The organism is Pseudomonas taeanensis MS-3 (assembly GCF_000498575.2).
Classification (GTDB): domain Bacteria; phylum Pseudomonadota; class Gammaproteobacteria; order Pseudomonadales; family Pseudomonadaceae; genus Aquipseudomonas; species Aquipseudomonas taeanensis.
Genome location: NZ_AWSQ01000006.1, coordinates 159,572 through 175,512, shown reverse-complemented (window position 1 = coordinate 175,512; position 15,941 = coordinate 159,572). Strand labels below are relative to the sequence as shown.

At 61.4% G+C, this 15,941-nt stretch carries 14 protein-coding genes and 1 pseudogene; 8 read left to right on the top strand and 7 right to left on the bottom strand.

Features of this window, described 5'->3' with window-relative positions:
- Window positions 1-34: 34 nt before the first annotated feature.
- A complete protein-coding gene (locus TMS3_RS18705) occupies window positions 35-1,996 on the bottom strand; it encodes an LTA synthase family protein (protein ID WP_025166821.1) in 1,962 nt (653 codons plus the stop codon).
- 122 nt (window positions 1,997-2,118) lie between these two features.
- On the opposite strand from TMS3_RS18705, the gene TMS3_RS18700 reads away from it, so the two are divergent.
- The 6 genes from TMS3_RS18700 (at window position 2,119) to TMS3_RS18675 (ending at window position 6,934) form a co-directional block, all read left to right on the top strand.
- A complete protein-coding gene (locus TMS3_RS18700) occupies window positions 2,119-2,802 on the top strand; it encodes a response regulator transcription factor (RefSeq protein WP_025166820.1) in 684 nt (227 codons plus the stop codon).
- Window positions 2,792-4,060, top strand: coding sequence for a sensor histidine kinase (locus tag TMS3_RS18695; protein ID WP_025166819.1), 1,269 nt, complete (start codon window positions 2,792-2,794; stop codon window positions 4,058-4,060). The genes TMS3_RS18700 and TMS3_RS18695 overlap by 11 nt, the downstream gene beginning before the upstream one ends.
- Before the next feature lie 90 nt (window positions 4,061-4,150).
- Entirely contained in the window at window positions 4,151-4,840 is a 690-nt protein-coding gene (locus TMS3_RS18690) for a class I SAM-dependent methyltransferase (RefSeq protein ID WP_025166818.1), read from the top strand.
- 2 nt (window positions 4,841-4,842) lie between these two features.
- On the top strand, window positions 4,843-5,568 hold the full coding sequence (locus TMS3_RS18685) for a lipopolysaccharide kinase InaA family protein (RefSeq protein ID WP_025166817.1): 726 nt from the start codon (window positions 4,843-4,845) through the stop codon (window positions 5,566-5,568).
- Entirely contained in the window at window positions 5,558-5,953 is a 396-nt protein-coding gene (locus tag TMS3_RS18680) for a diacylglycerol kinase (RefSeq protein WP_051394271.1), read from the top strand. The genes TMS3_RS18685 and TMS3_RS18680 overlap by 11 nt, the downstream gene beginning before the upstream one ends.
- An 87-nt stretch (window positions 5,954-6,040) precedes the next feature.
- On the top strand, window positions 6,041-6,934 hold the full coding sequence (locus tag TMS3_RS18675; protein WP_025166815.1) for an RluA family pseudouridine synthase: 894 nt from the start codon (window positions 6,041-6,043) through the stop codon (window positions 6,932-6,934).
- 85 nt (window positions 6,935-7,019) lie between these two features.
- Here TMS3_RS18675 and TMS3_RS18670 read toward each other — a convergent pair whose 3' ends face one another.
- The 4 genes and pseudogenes from TMS3_RS18670 to TMS3_RS18655 form a co-directional block, all read right to left on the bottom strand.
- Window positions 7,020-7,601, bottom strand: a complete 582-nt coding sequence (locus TMS3_RS18670) for a cob(I)yrinic acid a,c-diamide adenosyltransferase (RefSeq protein ID WP_025166814.1) — start codon at window positions 7,599-7,601, stop codon at window positions 7,020-7,022.
- A 2-nt stretch (window positions 7,602-7,603) separates the two neighbouring features.
- A complete protein-coding gene (locus TMS3_RS18665) occupies window positions 7,604-9,622 on the bottom strand; it encodes a sensor histidine kinase (protein WP_025166813.1) in 2,019 nt (672 codons plus the stop codon).
- 48 nt (window positions 9,623-9,670) lie between these two features.
- Complete coding sequence (locus tag TMS3_RS18660) at window positions 9,671-10,582, bottom strand: putative 2-dehydropantoate 2-reductase (RefSeq protein WP_025166812.1); 912 nt, start codon at window positions 10,580-10,582, stop codon at window positions 9,671-9,673.
- Between the two features lie 45 nt (window positions 10,583-10,627).
- A pseudogene (locus TMS3_RS18655) lies at window positions 10,628-11,654 on the bottom strand (response regulator); the annotation flags it as partial.
- A gap of 91 nt (window positions 11,655-11,745) precedes the next feature.
- Here TMS3_RS18655 and TMS3_RS18650 point away from each other — a divergent pair.
- Entirely contained in the window at window positions 11,746-12,225 is a 480-nt protein-coding gene (locus tag TMS3_RS18650; protein ID WP_025166810.1) for a YajQ family cyclic di-GMP-binding protein, read from the top strand.
- Between the two features lie 142 nt (window positions 12,226-12,367).
- Entirely contained in the window at window positions 12,368-13,195 is an 828-nt protein-coding gene (locus TMS3_RS18645; protein WP_025166809.1) for a mechanosensitive ion channel family protein, read from the top strand.
- An 82-nt stretch (window positions 13,196-13,277) separates the two neighbouring features.
- On the opposite strand, the gene TMS3_RS18640 is transcribed toward TMS3_RS18645, so the two are convergent.
- Both TMS3_RS18640 and TMS3_RS18635 read right to left on the bottom strand, forming a co-directional pair.
- The gene (locus tag TMS3_RS18640; protein ID WP_025166808.1) at window positions 13,278-14,006 is read right to left on the bottom strand and encodes a lipopolysaccharide kinase InaA family protein; all 729 of its coding nucleotides are present in this window, start codon (window positions 14,004-14,006) and stop codon (window positions 13,278-13,280) included.
- A gap of 356 nt (window positions 14,007-14,362) precedes the next feature.
- Window positions 14,363-15,907, bottom strand: coding sequence for an AmpG family muropeptide MFS transporter (locus TMS3_RS18635; protein ID WP_025166807.1), 1,545 nt, complete (start codon window positions 15,905-15,907; stop codon window positions 14,363-14,365).
- Between the last annotated feature and the right edge of the window lie 34 nt (window positions 15,908-15,941).

Genomic DNA, 15,941 nt, shown 5'->3' with positions numbered 1-15,941 from the left:
TGGCTAAGTCCGTCGATGTATCGGCGCAAAATGGTTAGTGATGTTCGAGAGCAGAAGCGGTCAGCGAGTTGGCTGCCTGCCAGCCGAGCAGGCCGTTACTGAAGCCGTAGCTGGCGCTCTGGTAGTAGGCAATGTCGCGATCAATCAGCGGGTCGCTGGTCGACACGCTCAGTTCATGGCTGATACCGAGTGCATTGTCGTGGCGCCGGGTCGTCTTGCGTGGGCTGAGTATCGCCAGGTCATGGCCGTCGAAGAGCCCGAGGTGTTGCTGGTTGCCGATCAGTACGCGTTCGGGTGCGGCTTGCTCGCGCAGTACGTTTCGGCCGAAAAAGGTCGAGACATAATCGAAATTGAGTAACCCCAGCAGCGTTGGGGCCAGGTCGATCTGGCTGGTCAGCCCGGCGAATTCGCGCGGGTTAATGAGTCCAGGCGCGTAGATAAACAACGGAATATGGTAATTGGCCACGGACAAGTCCTGTGTGCCCGCGCTGCCCGCGCTGTGGTCGGCGACGAAGATGAACAGGGTGTTGCTGAACCAGGGCTGCTGTCGTGCCTGCTGCAGGAACTGGCCGATGGCGTAGTCGGTGTATTTCACCGCGCCTGCGCGCCCCTGGCCTGAGGCAATGTCGATGCGCCCGTCCGGATAGGTATAGGGGCGCTGGTTGGATGTGGTCATCAGGTGCATGAAGAAGGGTTTGCCGGCGGCATGGTCGGCGTCGGCCAGCTTCAGCGTCTGCCGGTAGAGGTCCTCATCGCTCATGCCCCACGCGTTCTCGAACTCAACGTCGTGTTTGTCGACACTACTCAGGTCGAACACACGGTAACCATTGCCGCCGAAGAAGGTGTTCAGGTTGTCGAGGTAGCCACGTCCAGCGTAGACAAAGACGCTGTCGTAACCCTGAGCCTGAAACTGTTGGCCGAGGCTGGCGAATCCGCTTTCGCGGTTGATGCGCTTGACGATGGCGCGACCGGGGGTTGGCGGGATCGACAGGCTGATGGCTTCCAGTCCCCGGTCGGTACGGCTACCGGTGGCGTAGCAGTTGTTGAAGAACAGGCTCTGTTGACGCAAGCGGTCGAGGTTCGGAGTGAGCTGGCGGGTATCGCCGAAACTGCCCAGATAATTGGTGCTAAGGCTTTCAACGGTTACCAGAATCACGTTATGGCGCTGCGCTGGCCCCGGATTGTCGATGACCCGGCGAATATCCAGTGGCTGGTTACCGATGAAGTGCGCGTTGGCTTCGTTCAGTTCGGCGCGTAGCTGTTTCGCCACCTGGGTCTTAGGCAGGGTGCTGTAGAACTGCGGGTAGTCCAGTTCGTTGTTGCGCAAGGCAGCGAAGAATTGGTAAGGGCCGTTGCTTGCCAGCTCACGCAAGTAGGTACTGTTGTTCGCTGTGCGAAGTGCGCCCTGACCCAGTAGTGCACTGCTCAGCCCGGCCAGCAGGGCCAGGCTGGTCAGCGTCAAGACTCTGCCGCGCCACCCCAGCAGCGGTGCACGCAAAGCGGCGGCGGTGGCGTTGCGCAGCAGTACCGCGCCGATGACCGCAATCACGGCCAAGGCCGCCAGCAGCGGGTAGGTCGAATAGGATTCGAGCATGTCGTCGAGCACTTCATCGCAGTACAGCAGGTAGTCGACGGCGATAAAGTTGAAGCGCGCAGCAAATTCATCCCAGAACATCCACTCTGCCACCGCAGTGCTCAGCATGACGAACAGGCTGAGGCCCAGCAGCATGTGCAGCGCAGCGCGATGCCAGCGCTGCTGCCACAGGCGACGCGGACAGCACAGCAGGTACAGGGCCAGCGGCAATGTGGCGAAGAGAAGAAAACTCAGGTCATACAGCAGGCCAATGGCATAAGCCTGGATAAGCTCATGGCCACTGGCGCCGAAAGTCGCCAGATGCCCGAGTACCAAACCCGTGCGAGTCATGCAGAATGCTGCCAGCCAGGCTAGAAAAAACAGCGAAAGGTAGCGAAGCTGAGCAAAGTGGAACGGCGGCATCGTATGATCCGGCTTGGATGAGTGCGCCGCAGTCTGTTGCTGTGCGCGTGAGCCGTGCGTAAAAACAGCGTGAAAAAAACGTCAAAGTTGCAGCCAACCGTAGCCTGAAGGGGCAGCCGAACATGCGTATTCTTGTGGTGGAAGACAACCGGGACATCCTGGCCAATGTCCTCGATTATCTGGCTCTGAAGGGCTATAGCGTCGATTGTGCGCAGGATGGTCTGAGCGGTTTACATCTGGCGGCCACCGAGCACTACGACTTGATCGTGCTGGACATCATGCTGCCGGGCATGGATGGTTATCAGCTGTGCAAGCGGTTGCGCGAGGATGCCCGGCGCGATACGCCGATCATCATGCTGACCGCTCGCGATGCGCTGGATGATCGTCTGCAAGGGCTGAACGCCGGGGCCGACGATTACTTGCTCAAGCCGTTCGCCTTGTCCGAGTTGGTGGCGCGCATCGAGGCTATCCTGCGGCGCAGCCAGGGCAGTCGCAAGCGCCAGCTTCAGGTGGGCGAGTTGGTCTATGACCTCGATACTCTGCATATCAGTCGCGCCGGCCAGGCGCTCAAGCTCAACCCCTTGGGACTCAAGCTGCTCGCAGTGCTGATGCAGAAAAGCCCCGCTGTAGTCCGCCGCGAAGCGCTGGAAGAAGCGCTGTGGGGGGACGACTGCCCGGATAGCGACAGCCTGCGTAGCCACATCCACCAACTGCGCCAGGTGCTCGATAAGCCGTTCGCCAAGCCGCTGCTGCATACCGTGCACGGTATCGGTTATCGCCTGGCGGAGACTGTAAATGGCCTCTAAGCAGCCGCTGCTGCGCCGCATCGTTATCGCCTTCGTGCTGATGACCCTGGTCGTCAGTGGGGGGTTGTCCCTGAGTATCGTGGCCAGTGTGCATTTCGTTGAGGAGCACCTGGTCTCTCAGGAGCTGGATCGCGAGTTGAACATCGTGATCCAGGAGGACCTGCACCGCGGTCAGCGTCCCAGGGTGGATTCCAGTACCCGTTTCTTCGCCTCGCACTTGGCCGAATATGCGGTGCCGCAGCAGTTTGCCCAGGTCAGAAACGGTTTTTCCGAGGTGGTCGAGGGCGATCAGGCGTACTACGCCTTCAAACGCACCCAGAACGGTCAGGTGTTTATGCTGGTGCAAGAGCAGAATGAGTTCGAAGCGCGTGAGCAGGTGCTGTTCGATGTTGTGCTGGCTGGCTTCTTGTTGAGTGTGGTCGCGGCCTGGGGGCTCGGTTGGTTGCTGGCGCGACGGGTTATGGCGCCGGTGATCCGGCTGGCCAATCAGGTGCGTCATCGCGACCAGTTGCATGCCCTGGCGCCGGCCCTGGCGCCGGATTATCCGGATGATGAAGTCGGCCACCTGGCGGCCGCCTTCGACAGCACCCTGGGGCAGCTCCGGCAAACCCTTGAGCGTGAGCGGCTGTTCACCAGTGACGTCAGCCACGAGTTGCGTACCCCGCTGATGATTATTGCCAGCTCCTGCGAGCTGTTGGTGGAGGCGCAGGGCTTGAGCCCGCGGCAGCGCGAGCAGGTACAGCGCATCAGCCGTGCGGCGGAGGAAATGAGTGAACTGGTGCAGACCTTTCTGATGCTGGCACGGGCCAAACCGGAGGAGTCGAGACAGGGCGGCAGTGCCTCTTTGGCCGAGGTGGCGGACGAGCAGAGCAAGCGCTGGGCGCCGTTGATTGAGGAGAAAGGCTTGCAGTTTCAGCTGATCGCACAGGGCGTCGATAGCGCGCAGTACAACCTGACGTTTCTACGCACGGTCATGTCCAACTTGCTGCGTAATGCCCTGCATTACACCGAGCAGGGGGGCGTACGGCTGATCCTCGACACAGGCGGCTTTCGTGTGGAGGACAGTGGGGTCGGCATTCCCCTGGATCAGCACGAGCAGATGTTCCAGCCCTTCGTACGGGGCCCCGAGGCGCGTGGTGAGGGGCTGGGCTTGGGCCTGTCCCTGGTCAAGCGTATCTGCACTCACCAGGGCTGGGCAGTACGGGTAAGCGATCTGCCACCACAGGGCAGCCGCTTCGAGGTGAATTTACAGGGCTGACTTCACGTTTTCTTCACATGCTTTTGACGAGGGCTTTATGGGCTCGGCGATAGTCTGACAGCCATAGATCCCTTATCGGAGCAGGTTGTCATGTCACTCAACAAGTCCATTGAACTTGAGTTTTCGGGCAAGTATGACCGCGAGCATGCTCAGCAGTACTTGCATAAGCATCAGGACGGTCTGGCGCGGCGCCTGTCCCATTGGCGGGATGTGCAACTTGCCCGCCGGGCCCTGAAGCGAGCAGGCGAGCCTAACCTGGTGCTTGATCTGCCCTCCGGTGCCGGGCGCTTCTGGTCACTGCTGGCCGAGCAGCCGAACCGGGTGATCCTCGCAGCGGACAATTCTCGCGACATGCTGGCCATTGCCATGGCCGGGCAGCCTGAGGATGTTGTCGCCCGAGTGAAGACTTTCCAGACTTCGGCGTTCGCCATCGACCTGACGGAAAATGCGGTCGATAGCATCTTTTGCATGCGTCTGCTGCACCATATCGCCGACCCCGAGCACCGCCTGGCCATGCTGCGCGAGTTTCACCGGGTGACCCGCGATACGCTGATCGTGTCCTTGTGGGTCGATGGTAACTACAAGGCCTGGAAGCGTCGGCGCTTGGAGACGCGGCGGGCCGCCGAGGGGCGTGCCTCGGAGAACCAGAACCGTTTCGTGATTGCCAAGGATGTCGTCGAGGCGGAGTTCAAGCAGGTGGGTTTCGATATTCTCAGCCATCATGACTTTTTGCCGGGTTATGCCATGTGGCGAGTCTATGTGCTGCGCAAGAGCTGCTGAACATGGCCGGCCTGATCGCGGTAAGACATAGCGAACACAGCCCGACAGCGTTCGAGCGCTGGTGGCAGATCCGCGGCGAGTGGGTCGAGGCGCCTAATCAACGCCGGGGTGGCGAGAGCGGCGTGCAGAGGGTGCGCGATAAAAACCACAAGCTGTTGTATATCAAGCGCCAGACCGGGCATCTCTATCGCTCCTGGCGCCATCCCCTTGGGCGACCCACGGTGTTGCGTGAGCAGCAGGCGATGCAGGCCCTGAGCAAGCTCGGTATCCACGTGCCGCGCCTGGTTTACTGCGAGGCGCAGAAGGACGCCGGACAATGGCGGGCACTATTGGTCAGCGAAGCCCTGGAGGGTTTCGTCAGCCTGGATGACTGGTATGCCAGCGGCGAGCCGCAGCGCGATGGCGGTGAACTCAATCGGAACATGTTGCAACAGCTGTCGATCATGCTCAGCCGCCTGCACCGGGCCGCCTGGCAGCATGGCTGTCTGTATCCCAAACACATCTTCATCAAGCGCCACCAGACGGCAGACGGCGACTGGGCCGAAGTGGCGTTGCTCGACCTGGAGAAGAGCCGCCGTCGGCTGCTCAGCGTCACGGCATCGCGGCGCGACTTACAGCAGCTTTACCGTCACAAAGGGGCCATGCCGGAGGGTGACTGGCAGTTGCTGATTAACTCGTACAACTGTTTCATTCGGGCCGTGGAGCCGTATTCCCATGATGAAATCTGAACCGCTGAGCGTGCCGCCAGTGGGTAATGCGCTAAAAGGTAAAACCGGCTGGCGACGTATTCTCAATGCCGCCGGTTATTCATGGGCTGGCCTGCAGGCCGCATTTCGCGGCGAGGCGGCCTTTCGTCAGCTGGTGGCGTTGAACGCGCTGCTGATTCCACTGGCGTTCAGCCTGGATGTCGGCAGAGCCGAACGCGCGTTGTTGATCGCCGTCTGCCTGCTGGCCTTGATCGTCGAGTTGCTCAACTCGGCGATCGAAGCCACGGTAGATCGTATTTCTCTGGCGCTGCACCCGCTGTCGAAACAGGCAAAGGATCAGGGCAGCGCTGCACAGCTCGTCGCCTTGCTGCTGATTGGTCTGGTCTGGGCGGTGATTCTGCTTTAGTGGCGCGGGTCGGGCCGAGGCGTGCCTTTGACGACAGCTGTGTGGCTGCGGCCTAATGGACGCTCGCCGTGTCCATTGAGTGTTGCCATGTCTGTGCAGGCCCGTTCCCCGTCCAATATGCGCCCGAGCACCCTGCACCTGCCGTCAGGCAATTGGGTGACTGTGCTCGATTGCCTGGCGGCGCACTTTTCGGCGATCGGTCGCGAGGTGTGGCTGCAGCGCATGACGGATGGCAAGGTGCTGGATGCCGCCGGCGCGCCGATTGGTCCACAGCATGCCTATCGAGTCGGGCTGCGCGTGCACTACTTTCGAGAGGTCCCGGCGGAAACCGTCATTCCCTTCCATGAGTCGATACTGCATGTCGACGAGCATCTGCTGGTGGCTGACAAGCCACATTTCTTGCCAGTGATGCCGGCCGGCGAATACGTCGAGCAGACTCTGCAGGCACGTCTGGTCAAGCGCTTGGGCAATGCCGATCTGGTGCCGCTGCACCGCATCGACCGGCATACCGCCGGCCTGGTGCTGTTCTCGACCAACCCGCAGAGCCGCGGCCAGTATCAGGCGCTGTTCCGTGAACGGCAGATGGTCAAGCGCTATGAGGCGCTGGCGCTGGCTCTGCCAGGTCTGGAGTTCCCGCTGCTGCGGGCCACGCGGCTGGTCGCCGGCGAACCGTTCTTCCGCATGCAGGAGGCCGCCGGTGCGGCGAACACGGAAACCCGCATCGAGGTGATCGAGCAACGCGGTGAACTGTGGCGCTATGCGCTGTACCCGGTCACCGGCAAGAAGCACCAATTACGGGTGCATCTGGCCGCACTGGGTGCGCCGATCTGCAACGATCCTTTCTATCCAGAAGTCAGCGAGGCGGCGGACGCCGTGGACGATTACACCCGGCCGCTCAAACTGTTGGCACAGGGGCTGGCATTTATCGACCCGCTGAGTGGTGAGCAGCGGCGCTTCGAGAGTCGCCTGAGCCTGCTCTGAGTGTTTAGAGCGGCGCGGGGCGGCGAATTTCCGTGTGCATCAGTGCTAGCTTGCTGGCGACTCATCCAAGAGCATCGCCAGCAGGTTAATCCGGTTGTTTTGGCGCCGCCTGCCAGAGCACTTCGGCGATCTGCTGGCGGCGGGCGATCAGGCGTGCGGCGACGAACAGCAGGTCGGATAACCGGTTGACGTAGGCCAGCCCGACGGCGCGGATAGGCTCCTCGGCATTCAGTTGCTGGCAGCGCCGTTCTGCCCCACGGGCCAGGCTACGGCACACGTGGGCCTGGGCAATCAGGCGGGAGCCGCCGGGCAGGATGAAGTTCTCCAGCGGGCCGAGCTCTTCGTTCCAGCGGTCGATCGCCGCCTCCAGACGTTCGACTTCATCCTCGTGCAGCGCCTGGTAGTCCGGCATCGCCAGCTCGCCGCCGAGGTCGAACAGACGATGCTGACAGGGCGCGAGCACCTCGCTTATTTCGTTCAGCGCGGGCTGCTGGAGTGCCTGTTCGGCCAGCTCGGCCAGGAGCAGGCCGAGCTGGCTGTTCAGCGTGTCGACTTCGCCCATGGCCTCTACTCGCGGGTGATCCTTGCTGACCCGCCTACCGTCGGCCAAGCCGGTTTCACCCTTGTCGCCGGTGCGTGTGTAAATCTTCGACAGTCGATAACCCATATTTACAGCCCTGAATGTGTGGGGGCGGCAGGCAGCGGCAGGCGCAGGGTGAAGCACGTACCCTGGCCCGGTTTGGACTGCACTTCCATTTGCCCTTTGTGGTTGTTGGTGATGATGAAGTAGGAGACCGACAGACCCAGCCCGGTGCCCTGGCCGACTTCCTTGGTAGTGAAGAAGGGCTCGAAGATGCGCTTGCGCACCGACTCGGGCATGCCGATCCCGTTGTCTTCCACCTGCACCTCCACCCAGGGGGGCGCCAGCTTGGTGCGCAGGGTTATCTGCCCAGGCAGGCTCTCGTCGTCGCGCTGGTGAATCGCCTGGGCGGCGTTTTTCAGCAGGTTGAGCAGTACCTGCTCCAGTTCGTTGGCAATACCCGGGACGGGGCCGAGCGCAGGGTCGAATTCGCGCTGGATGACCAGGCTCTTGAAGTCGAAACTTTCCGTCAGGTCGAAGTCATTACTGGCGATTTCCAGCGCCTGATCGATCAGCGCAGGCAGTTCGCAGGGTGCCAGCTGCCGGTTGCTCAGGCGACTGAAACTGAGCATGTGGCTGACGATCTTCGCCGCGCGAGTGCCGGCCTGCTGGATTCCGTCGAGCAGGCGGGGCACTTCGCGGGCGTGCAGGTAATGGTCGATGGCATCCAGGCTGACGCCGATCTGCTCGGCGTGTTGCTGGTTCTTCGCCAGTTCCGGCGACAGGCGACGGCGAATGTTCTGCACGTTATGCAAGATGGCGCCGAGCGGGTTGTTGATCTCGTGGGCCATGCCGGCGGCGAGGCCGCCGACCGAGAGCATCTTCTCCGACTGCACCATCATTTCTTCCAGGCTCAGGCGCTGGGTGATGTCGTCGATGCGGATCACCACGCCGCGCCCGGTGCCGCCCATCAAGGGGTAGAAGGTCAGCGCATAGTGGCGCGACTCTTCGCCCTTGCTCCAGGTCACCCGTTCGACTTCCTCGACCTTGTGCTGTTCGACACTGTGTTTGAGTTGCGCGAGAAAGGCTTTCAGTGGTGGGAAGGCGAGAAATACCGGCTGGTTCAGCGCTTCGTCCAGGCGGGTGCCGGAGAGGGCGCTGGCGGCCTGGTTCCATTGCGTCACGTAGAGTTGCTCGTCGAGGGCAATCAGCGCCGAGGGCATGGAGTCGATGATGCTGTTGAGGTAGTTCTGGAACCCTGTGAGCTTCTTCTCGATCTTGCTGCGCACCTGGACTTCCAGTTCCAGCTTGCGGTTGGAATGACGGGTCTCCTCGGCCAGGTTATGCGCTTGGTCGAATGCCTCCTGGGCGTCGTCGCGGGCGCGCTTGAGTTGCTGCTCGCGCGCCTCGATGCGCATCAGCATGGTGTTGAATGCGTCGGCCAGGCTGCCAATCTCGTCCTGATTACCGCGACCGGCGCGCAAGGCATAGTTCTCCTCGCGGGTGACCTGACGCGACAATTCTTCCAGCCTGCGGATCGGCTTGGTCACCAGGCGGCGGATTTGTCGCGCCACGGCAAACCACAGCAGGATGCTGACGAACAGGATCGCTCCGCTGGCAGTCAGGGTGCCGGTGTAAAAGGCGCCAGGCAGCTCGCCCGAGGCGACCAACAGCAAGTGCCCGGGGCGATTGCCGTGCTGCGGCAGTTCGACCAGCAGGTTGGTGCGGAATTCGCTGTAGCGCCAGGAGTCCAGTTGCTCGACGCGCAGCGGTAGGAGCAGCTCCTCGCCGCGCTGCAGCTGCGCCAGGCTGGCGCCGTCGCTGTCGTAGATCACCGCCGCGCGCAGCGGTGCGTAATCATCCAGACGTTTGAGCAGGCCTTCGGCAGCGCTCGCCGAGCTCAGCGCCTCTTGGCTCAGGGGCGGGCTGGCGATCAGTCGGCCGAGGGTGTGCAAGGCTTGTGGCGCCATGCTCTCTTGGGAAATCCAGTAGGCCGCGCTGATGAACGCCAGGTTGGCGACCAGCAGTACCGCCATCAGCAGGACCAGTAGAGCGGCCAGCAGCTTGCGACCGACGGGCAGGTTTTCGAGGCGCTGACGCAGAAGCATGGGCGGGTACGTCGCTATGGCGAAAGTGCGAGCAGGGTAACGCGCGGCTTATTGGCTGGGCAATCCATGCGCGTTCAGGTGCTGGACCAGGCGCGTATGCAGCGCACGCAGATGTGGTACGGCCAGGTTATGCCGTTGGGCCGCGGCGCAGGCATGACCGAGCAGGTAGGCGATCTCGGTGCGGCGGCCTTGCCGCACATCCTGAAGCATCGAGGAGTAGTTCGCCGCGGTGGCCTGGATTACGCGCAGCACCTCGTCATGCAGATCCGTGGCGGCGGCGGGTTGACCACAGGTTTCAAGCAGTTCGCCCAGTTCGGCGCAGAGCGTGGTGATTTCGGCTGGGTGCTCGCTCAGGCCGCCATTGCGGCAGTCGTACAGCACGGTCAATGGGTTGATTGCGCAGTTCAGGGCCAGCTTGCGCCACAGCCGGCTGAGGATATCCAGGCTCCAGTCGTGCACGATGCCACTGCGTTCGAGTTCGTTCAGCCACCCGGGAGGGCTGAGGTCGAGTGGGTCGCCGAGCCAGGTGTGGCCATGGCCGGCGAACACCACGCGAAAGTCATCTTCACGGAACGCACCTTCGGTGCTGCTGGCGAGGATGCAGCGAGCCTGAGGAGCTTGGGCGGCCACCGCGGCCTGGCTGCCCAGGCCGTTTTGCAGGAGGATCAGCTCGGCATTCGCGGCCAGGCGTGGCGCCAGGCGGGCAACGGCCGCTTCGGCGTCATAGGCTTTACAGGCCACCAGCAGGCGCTGAATTGGCTCGGGGTCGTTGGCCGTTTGCGCGGCGATTGGGTGCAACTGGGGGCGGCCCTGCTCGACCAGGGTCAAACCGCCGGCGCGTTGATACGCCTCGAGGCGGCTCTGGTCGCGCAGGATCAGTTGTACCGGCAGGCCACAGCGGGCCAGGCGGACGGCCCACAGGCTGCCCAGGCTACCGGCACCGAGAATGTGCCAGCTCATTGCAACGCGCTTTGATTTATTCGCATGACGTGTCCTGGTTGCGATTTATTTCGGCAGCGGCAGACGCATGGCTGTGACCCGCTCGCTGACATAAGACTCGGGTAGCAGCTTGGCGGCATGGCTGATCAGTCTTTCCGGGTCGATGGGCAGGGCTTTGGCGTCGAGACCAACCAGGCTGATACCGGCCTTGAGATTGATGAAGCCTTCACTGGTTTTGAACGCCTTGAGGTTCAGCCCCTCGTGCAGGCGCTTGAAGCTGCTGGGCGAGCATTCGTGCAGGTCTTCGAGCAGGGTGATCAGGGCGAAGTGGTTGTCGTCGAGACGCACCAGCACGTCCAGCGGTCGCACCAGTTGCTGTAGGCGCCGGGCCACTCCATGCAACAACTCATTATAAAAACTATCGCCATGTCTCTGGCGGAGCTCGCCGGCATTCTGTAAGCCGATCAACAGGTAACACAGGGCGCCGCCGCGTGATTCGACCTGACGCAGGCTATCGAGCAATTTCTGCTGCAGGTAGCGCAGGTTGCCCAGGCCGGTCAGAGGGTCGACCAGGTTGCGTTGCTCCAGACTGGCGATGTTTTCGGTCAATAGGTGGTTTTCATGAAGCAGGCGCTGCAAGGTGTTGCACAGTCGGTCGGCGGCATACACCCGTGGCACCAACTGTTCGTGCATGGCCGCCTTGCTGATGAAGTCATCGACGCCGCGGTCGAAGGCTTCGGCCATGACTCGTTCGCCTTCCTTGCCGGTTAACAGCATGACGTAGGTGTAGTGGTCGGTCATCTCATCCTGCTGACGCACCCGGCCGGTCAGTTCCAGGCCATCCATCTCCGGCATCAGCCAATCCGCCAGCAGTACGCTGGCGGGGCGCTGTTCGAGTAGTTTGAGGGCTTCTGCGGCGCTGTCGGCGAAACGCAGATCCTGATAGCCGGCTTGACTCAAGGCCCGGCCGATCATCGCGCTGGAGAACTTGGCGTCGTCAACCACCAGGATGCTGAGATGAGGGTGTGGCATAGGCAGGCTCGCTGGGCATAAATAAAGGGGCCGGAACATGCCCGGGCAGTGTCTGTCGCGACGGTTATATAATGACCGCGCATTTTAACCATCAACAAGCCTGGCGCGTCCCATCTGTGACTTGGGTTGCGCCGTCTATCAGGAGGAAGCCCATGCCCTCGTTCGACGTGGTGTCCGAGCTGGACAAGCATGAATTCACCAATGCAATGGACAATGCCGTCAAGGAGCTGGAGCGGCGTTTTGACCTGCGCGGCAAGTGCAGCCTGGAGCACAAGGACCTGACCGTTACCTTGACCGCCGAAGCAGACTTCATGCTTGAGCAGATGCTCGAAATCCTGCGCAGTAACTTGATCAAGCGCAAGATTGATAGCCAGTGCATGGAAACCAAAGATGCCTACGCCTCCGGTAAGGTGATCAAGCAGGAAGTGACCTTTCGTGAGGGCATCGACAAGGAACTGGCGAAGAAAATTGTCGCCCATATCAAGAACTGCAAGCTCAAGGTTCAAGCTGCGATTCAGGGCGAGCAGGTGCGTATTACCGGCAAGAAACGCGATGACCTGCAAGAAGCGATCGCCGCCCTGCGGGCCAAGGAATTCGATATGCCGTTGCAGTACAACAATTTCCGCGATTGATCCGCGAAATATTGAACTCAGGCGGCGGATTGGCGTCGCAGCGGGTGTGATAGCAGTTTGACCGCCATGGCTTGCCATGGCGGTTGCGTTTTATGCGTTGGAAAACGCATGTTGGCTGAAAAGCGTTGAAAAGGAGCGGCAGATGGAAATGAATATCGAACAACTGGAGAAGATGTCCGAGACCTGGCTACCTGTGGTGTTGAACTACAGTGGCAAGTTGACGCTGGCCCTGCTCACCTTGCTGGTCGGCTGGTGGTTGATCAATGTCCTGACTCGCAAAGTTCGCACACTGCTGGACGCGCGCAATGTTGACCGCGCCCTGCACAGTTTCATCAGCAGCCTGGCCAGCATTGCCCTCAAGGTGCTGCTGCTGGTCAGCGTGACGTCGATGATCGGCGTGGAGACTACCTCTTTTATTGCCGTTATCGGTGCTGCCGGCCTGGCGATTGGCTTGGCGTTGCAAGGCAGTCTGGCGAACTTTGCCGGAGGGGTGCTGATCATCATGTTCCGCCCGTTTCGCGCTGGCGACTGGATCGAGGCGCAGGGCGTGTCGGGCACTGTCGACAGCATCCATATTTTTCATACCACGCTGAAGACCGCGGACAATAAAGTGGTGATCGTGCCCAATGGCAATCTGTCCAACGACCATATAACCAACTATTCGACTGAGCCCAAGCGTCGTGCGGAAATCAAGGTCGGTATCGACTACTCCAGCGATATCAAGAAGGCGCGTGAAGTATTGCTGAAGATCGCCGAAGATCCGCGCGTACTCAAGGATCCGGCGCCGGTGGTGTACGTGGTCGGTTTGGGCGACAGCTCGGTCGATCTGTCACTGCGTATCTGGGTGGCAACCGCAGATTTCTGGCCGGTGACGTTCGAGTTCACCGAGTTGGTCAAGGAGCGTCTGGACGAAGCCGGCATCGGCATTCCATTCCCACAGCGAGTGGTGCATCTGATGCAGGCGAGCTGAGGCCCAGCGCAAAAGTGCAGCTAAGCGTTGGTTATGGTGCTTAGCTGCATCTGCAGGAGGTCAAGCCTGAGACACCGTGGGTTCAGGCTGGTAGCCCTTTAATAGCGCTACCGAAGGTGGCCTGATAGGCATCGATCAGGCGCTGCCAGTCCGCCTCGTTCCACGCCGAATGGCGTTTTAGTTGTCGTAGGTCGTGCAAGGCGGCCTGGGTGCGAGTCAAGCGTCGACGGCATTTTTCCAGGTCGAGCAGCGCCACGTCCACCTGCGCCGCCTCGCCGGCTCCAGTGATCCGTACGAATATGTGCTTGTCGTACAGGCAGCCGTGCTGCCAGCGCGCCAGGTGCAGGCGTGCCAGATTGGTCGCGATTTCTTGCAGCAGGCGCTTATGCAGTTGCTCGCCGTGGCGTTCGCGACCGCCCTGGGCATACCATTCGTCAAGCGCTTGAAAGCCGTCCAGGGCGGCGGTGATCAGTAGTCCACGCCAACCATCCGGACCCTGTTCGGCTGCGCAATAAACGATCTCAGGGACGTTTACGCCGGCTTTGCGTGCACCGAGCAAGGCGGCACGTTCGCGCAGTACGGTCGGGCTGCCGAGGGGATGCCGCAGGCTGCGGTACAGGTGGCCAACCTGACGCTTGGCGTACAGCAGGCGGCCCTGTTTGTCGTGAATGCGTTGTACGCCGCTGCTGCCATCGCGTCTCACGTTGGGTTCCTCAACCCACTCACCTTGCAGCTGCCACCAGGCATTGAGCGCGGCGCGGTCGAACGTGCCTCGGTCATACGTGCCGGCTGCATGAGTGTCTGCCTTCATGGCTCACCTCGCGTTAATAGTTATTATTTTGTCGAGTCGACTGTCGCTGGTCTCAGCGACTTTTCTTCGCGGGAGAGGCCTGCGCCGATACCCAGATAACAAAACTTACCATCTTGCGCCGCGCGGGGCACCCTCTGGCGCCATGATGAAGCCCTGCGAATCGCCCAGCGCTGATTCAATTCCGAGCTACTGGGGGCTCTGGGGTAAATCCATGGGGGGACAAGCCGACCCGTGACTGGCAGTTAGGCGAAAGCCAAGAAGGGGCGCACTCGGCAGGCGTGTGCGTTCAGGCGTGAACCGCCTGCCCAGGCGAGTGGGCGGCTAGTCGTTCAGGCAGGAGTGGTTGCCGGTGGGGGTTACGCCTGCTCAGGCGGTGTTGCCGAGGTCGAACCATTGGTCTGCGGACCTTCGCGCTTCCATTGCAAGGCGATCAGCACCAAGGTCGGAACCCCCAGCAGGGCGGTGATGAGGAAGAACTGGGCGTAACCGAGCTTTTCCACCATGACCCCGGAATAGCCGCCGATCAGTCGCGGTAGCAGAAGCATGATCGAGCTGAGCAGGGCATATTGGGTCGCGGAGAACTTGAGGTTGGTCAGGCTCGACAGGTAGGCGACGAACGCTGCTGTGGCCAGGCCGGCACTGAAGTTATCGGCGCTGATGGTGAGGATCAGCATCTGCAAGTCCGCACCCATGCCTGCCAGCATGAGGAACAACAGGTTGGTCGCCGCCGAGGCCACGCCGCCAATGAACAGAATCGGCAAGATGCCGAAGCGCACAATCAATAGACCGCCGATCCCGGCGCCGAGCAGGGTCATGACCAAGCCGAACAGCTTGCTGACGCTGGCGATCTGGTCCTTGGTGAAGCCTTGGTCGATATAGAACACGTTGGCCATTACCCCCATCACCGTGTCCGACATGCGGTAGGTGGCGATCAGGCCCAGCAGCAGCAGAGCTTGCCAGCGGTAGCGCAGGATGAAGTCGTTGACCGGGGTCAATACCGGCGCCAAGCCGCGTCGGCCCATGGTGGACAGGCACAGGCTGGTGAGAATGGTGTAGAGCAGGGCGCGCAGGAAGGCGCGATCCTCCAGCAACAGGTCAAGCAGACTGGCTTCGCCGCGCACCAGGCTGGCGAAATCTGTGTAGTACAGCTGGGTGAACATCGCCGGTACCGAGACCAGAAGAACGATCAGCACCAACACCGAAACGATCTGATGACTGAAACCGTAGCGAGCTGCGGCCAGCTGGGTTTGCAGGGGCACCGGCGGTTCGCGCATCCACAGGCTGGTCAGCAGGCCTGGCAGCATCAGCAGGGCGAACAGCAGGTAAGTGCCGGCCCAGGCGCTGTGTTGATAGAGCTGCACGGTGGAGCCGAACCCCTCGGCGAAATACAGCGCACCGGCAGTGGCCAACAGGGCCGCGATGCGATAACCGGCCATGTAGCTGGCAGCCAGTGCCGCCTGGCGGGTCTCCTCGACGATTTCCAGGCGATAGGCGTCGACGGCGATGTCCTGGGTAGCCGAGGCAAAAGCCACCAATACCGCCAGGGCGATCAGCCAGGTCAGATGGGTTTGTGGATCGCACAGCGCCATGCCGATCAGACCGATGGCAATCAGTACCTGTGCCAACACCAGCCAGGAGCGTCGACGGCCGAGCTTGCCGAGCAGGGGCAGGCGCCATTGGTCGAGCAGGGGCGACCAGACCCACTTAAAGGCATAGGCCAGGCCAATCAGGCTGGCGAAGCCGATGGTCTCGCGTGCTACCCCCGCCTCACGCAACCAAACCGAGAGCGTCGAGAACACCAGCATATAGGGCAGGCCTGCAGCGAACCCGAGTATCAGGAGAGCCAGGGTGGCAGGACTGGAGTAGGCGGCGATGGCATCGCGCCAGCTTTTACGGGGCATTGAGCGGGTATCTGCCTGCGGATTACGGAACAAA